This is a genomic window from Lentilactobacillus sp. (assembly GCF_040773105.1).
GTDB lineage: Bacteria > Bacillota > Bacilli > Lactobacillales > Lactobacillaceae > Lentilactobacillus > Lentilactobacillus parabuchneri.
Genome location: NZ_JAXGWW010000172.1, coordinates 1 through 4,377 on the forward strand (window position 1 = coordinate 1; position 4,377 = coordinate 4,377).

Annotated in this window: 5 protein-coding genes; 2 read left to right on the plus strand and 3 right to left on the minus strand. The window is 43.7% G+C overall.

Going from position 1 to position 4,377, the window contains the following annotated elements; all coding sequences use genetic code 11:
- The coding region (locus AB3112_RS08645) for an acyltransferase (RefSeq protein ID WP_367334299.1) at window positions 1-805 on the plus strand (805 nt) is incomplete at its 5' end.
- A gap of 144 nt (window positions 806-949) precedes the next feature.
- Here AB3112_RS08645 and AB3112_RS08650 read toward each other — a convergent pair.
- From AB3112_RS08650 to AB3112_RS08660, 3 genes are all read right to left on the minus strand, one after another.
- Entirely contained in the window at window positions 950-1,447 is a 498-nt protein-coding gene (locus tag AB3112_RS08650; protein WP_367334300.1) for a GNAT family N-acetyltransferase, read from the minus strand.
- Window positions 1,448-1,492: 45 nt separating this feature from the next.
- Entirely contained in the window at window positions 1,493-2,851 is a 1,359-nt protein-coding gene (locus AB3112_RS08655) for a uracil-xanthine permease family protein (RefSeq protein WP_367334301.1), read from the minus strand.
- A 207-nt stretch (window positions 2,852-3,058) separates the two neighbouring features.
- The gene (locus tag AB3112_RS08660; RefSeq protein WP_367334302.1) at window positions 3,059-3,508 is read right to left on the minus strand and encodes a GNAT family N-acetyltransferase; all 450 of its coding nucleotides are present in this window, start codon (window positions 3,506-3,508) and stop codon (window positions 3,059-3,061) included.
- A gap of 103 nt (window positions 3,509-3,611) precedes the next feature.
- Between AB3112_RS08660 and AB3112_RS08665 the strand changes: the two genes are divergently transcribed.
- Window positions 3,612-4,229: a hypothetical protein gene (locus AB3112_RS08665; RefSeq protein WP_367334303.1), complete on the plus strand. Its 618-nt coding sequence runs from the start codon at window positions 3,612-3,614 to the stop codon at window positions 4,227-4,229.
- Window positions 4,230-4,377 lie beyond the last annotated feature (148 nt).

The window sequence follows — 4,377 nt, forward strand, 5'->3', positions numbered from 1 at the left end:
ACGAATTTACAAGGATCTTTTAATTTACTTTTCGGCCGGAATTGGATTAATCCTCTTGTACAGCATCCTCTATAACAAAGACTGGCAGTACCTGATTGATTACCTCTCCCGGCTGTTGGTCGGCGGAAGAACGCTCAACCTCTATACCAGTACATTTTGGTTCGTCAACGTTTACCTGCTGTCAATTACGGCAGTGACGCTGCTCATTTCGACCGTTAAATCACGCTGGCTTCAGTTGGGAATCGTTTCTGGCGGTTTGTTTGTGGCAACTTGCTATGACAAAATTGACTGGTCGAACTTGTATCAGTATCAAACGTTGCCATGGAACGCAGACATTGTTTTGATTGCGGCTTTCTTCACCTATGTTGGTTACCTATTCTTCCAAACCAATTGGAAATGGATTGAAAAGCCGGTTTCGATCGGTGTGCTGATAACTGCTGCGGTCGCTTTGATGGGCCTTTACATCAATCATAACTTTGACTTTAGATTCTCAATGAAGTCTCACTTGATTGAATCATCGGAGCCAAAAATCCTGATGCTGGCAACGATTCCCCTCATCTTCTCATTTGGAGTCATGGGCATCTCGTATTTGACCAGTCGATTGCCAATTAGTTTATTCTTATCAACGATTGGTAAACACACACTGATTATCATGTATCTGCACGGCGCGCTACTGGATATCGCCGAGCAGGCAGGAATCGAAGACGTCATGGTTAAAGTTTCCATTGCCATAATCGTCCCAATGCTTCTCGCATTGTTAGCACAATCAATGCAAAGAAACCAAGGCGTGTATCTGAGCGCGTGACACGACCCCGGTTAGACTTGAGGCATTAATGTGATAAGCAACGGGGTATTAAACGAATAACACTAACTAAAAATGGGCTGGACACAAGCAACGATGCTTATGTTCCAACCCATTATTTTATAAACAAGTGTATTATCCAGCAGTCTAAATTTCGTCGAAACGTAAGTCCATATACTCCGCACCATCCAAGGGATTAAACCGATACGGATCGATCCCCTTAAAACCAGCCGCCCGGTAAATTTTTAATGCGCCGTGCATAGATTTTAAAGTATCCAAGCGAATTGCATCATAACCGAGGCTTTTGGCACTTACCAAAATTCGGGCAACCAGCTCTTGACCAATGCCCAATTGTCGAAAAGCATCCCTCACGTAGAGTCGTTTCATTTCCGCAATTCCGGGTTCAAATGGATGTACGGCAACTGCACCAGCCAACTGATGATCAACGTACGCTAAAATTAAATCACCGCCCGGCTGACTGTACCTGTTTGATAAATCATTTAACTCATCGGAAAAGTCTTGAAAGCTGAGGTCAAATCCCAGCGACTGGGAATATTCAATGAATAACCGTTTGGCGAGTTCAAAATCCTCGTTGGAAACGGCGTGCTTATACGCAATTTGTGGCTGCTTTTGTGGATCAATCATGGCTATCCCTCCCTTTATGCTTGGGACTACTTTACAAAATGTTGATTACTTATGCAAATTGCGTTGATGAAGCAGTCGCTGCTTTTCTTCTTCGGCCGCCTTATCTGCCATCTTTTGATCATGTTCCCGCTCGCTTGCAGCCTTTTGTGGCAATACCAGGTTGAGCACAATCCCAATAATTGTGGCGAATGCCAATCCAGTAAATTGAAAGTGGCCAATTTGCAAATAGGCATTTCCGACACCAACGACCATTACCGTTGAGGCAATCATCAGGTTTCGCTTGAGACCCATGTCAACCTTATTTTCCACCATAACCTGAATTCCGGCTGTCGCAATTGTTCCAAACAAGAGAAAACTGATTCCGCCAATAACCGGCATCGGCATTTGCATAATCAAAACGTTTAATTTATTGACGAAGGCAAATAAAATCGCGAACATGGCCGCTCCCATCAATACATAAACACTGTGAATCTTGGTAATGGCCATAACGCCAATGTTTTCACCGTAACTGGTCATGGCTGGCGCCCCAACCAAACCGGCAAACAATGAAGCGGCACCATCACCGGCAAGCGTTCGATTCAAGCCAGGGTCCTTGAAGAAGTCCCGACCGGTTAATTCGTCCAGCACCATGATGTGTCCCATATGCTCAGTCATCGTGACGAAGGCAATTGGGGTGATGGCTAAAATTGCCGCCCAATCAATGTGAAATTTGTAATCAATTCCGGGAATATCAAAGGCCGGAATTTTGAACCAGGGGGCAGTTGCAATCGCGTGTAAATCAACGATTCCGCAGAATACCGAAATCAAATACCCACAAACAATCGCCAATAACACTGGAATTAGACCAATAAAGCCTTTAAATAACATGTTAAAAATAATTGCTAAGAATAACGTTGCCAGTGCAATTGAGAAGTATAGCAGACTGTAATGGCCATTTTTCATCATGGCATCTTGTGCTGCGCTACCAGCCAGTGACAGACCAATCACCATCACAATCGGTCCAACCACAATCGGCGGTAAAATATGGTCCACCCAGTCCGATCCGATGCCCCAGATAATCGCCGCCACAATCATATACACAATTCCGACACCGATAACTCCCTGAGCGATTCCAGGATAGCCTGTCGTCTTCATTAACGCCAACATCGGTGTGATAAATGCAAAACTTGATCCCATGTAGGCCGGAATCTTCCGCTGGGTAATCATAATGTGAAGTAGCGTTCCGACACCTGACGCAAACAACGCAATGCTTGGACTCAACCAGACCAATAACGGGACAATCACTGTCGAACCAAACATCGAAAACATGTGTTGAAGTGACAACCCAACCCACGGGAAGAACTTCGGCATGTCATGGATATCTAGAATCGCCCGATCGTCGTGAAATTCATTTTTGTCTGCCATATATATTTGCCACCCTCATTTAAATTTAAATCTTTATGTCACCACTGCACCTCGAACCGCACAAAAAAATGCCCGCCGGCAATCCGACAGACATTTTTCGAGCCTTCACTCGTTCAATATCGTCCTCTTACCAGCCTCACGGGACCAGAGTTAAAGATTCATTCGTTGAAACAATTATAATATACTGAAAACACTTGTCAATCTAATTTAGATCAGCTTCTCCATGTCAATGTGGGGAATGCCGTCTTCCAAATAAACGTCACTGACATTTTTAAAACCAAATGATTGATAAAACTGATTGAGATATTGTTGACCTGCCAAAACAATTTTACTGGCTTTGGGCATTAATTGTGGAATTTGAGCCAATGCTTGATCGACGAGTCTTCTTCCGTGACCACCGCCACGGCTTTGGGGATCGACGACCACTCGTCCGATTCGGGCAACCGTCCGATTTTGTTCAGGGATAATCCGTGCATAAGCGGTTAATTGCCCACGCGCGTCTTTAAACATCAAGTGGTAGGAAATCTTATCGTCGTCATCAACTTCTTGGTAGTAACATTTTTGTTCGACCACAAAGACTGCTACCCTGAGCTTATAAATATCGAAGAGTTCGTTTGTTGTCAGTTGGGAAAATTGTTTTACATACACATTATCCATATTGGCCATCCTTTGTGGTTTAAAAATACAAGATTTTCGCTATCTGTTATAATATATTCAACTAGATTAATATGCAATAATAGAATCTAAATGAGGTATTGATTTGAATAGGCATGACAATGAACCACAATACAAAAAATACGACTTCAATTCTGAAGAGAATCGGCGCCGTCAACACAAGAAACAATATAGCGGCTGGTGGTTGGCACTCTTAATTTTGGTTATCGGGATTGCCCTTGCCCTGTCTGTCAGTTGGTTGTTAACGTCCGGTAATGGCCGGTCTAAGAGTAATTCCACAAACGAGATTAGCAAAACCATCAACAAGTCCGAAAAGGCTTTAACCGGAAAAAGTGACAAGGGTGCACTGACGAGTCAAGTTGAAAAAAATCTGGTGAACGCATTTAGCAACAAGCTCAAAGACGCAAGTGACGGCGGACTGTCACCCAAAGAACGTTCCCAGTTCCAAACGACAATCAATGAGGAACAAAACCAATCGGTTCGTTCACAAGAGCAAAATCTACTCAATGGCATTAAGAGCAACAAACCTGCCAAGCCCCAGAAGGCGCCCGACCAATTTGCCAGCACCCATACCTTTGCCTCGGTTCAAGACGCCAAGAATTGGGCAAATGCGACTAAACAGCAGTGGCTCAAAGCCGGCTATGTGAATTATACAATTACGTCAAACGGTCAGGGCTATTTCATCTTACGTTTCATCAAATAATTTAAAAAACAGATTATTTTAATCTCAACGTAAAAGACATATCATGGACTTAAGGGGGGATGACCATGGACATTCAAGTACCACTTACAAAGGGTCTCTTAGCAGACAAATACGCGAAATATGCGGCAGCTGCCGACATCGTGGACGG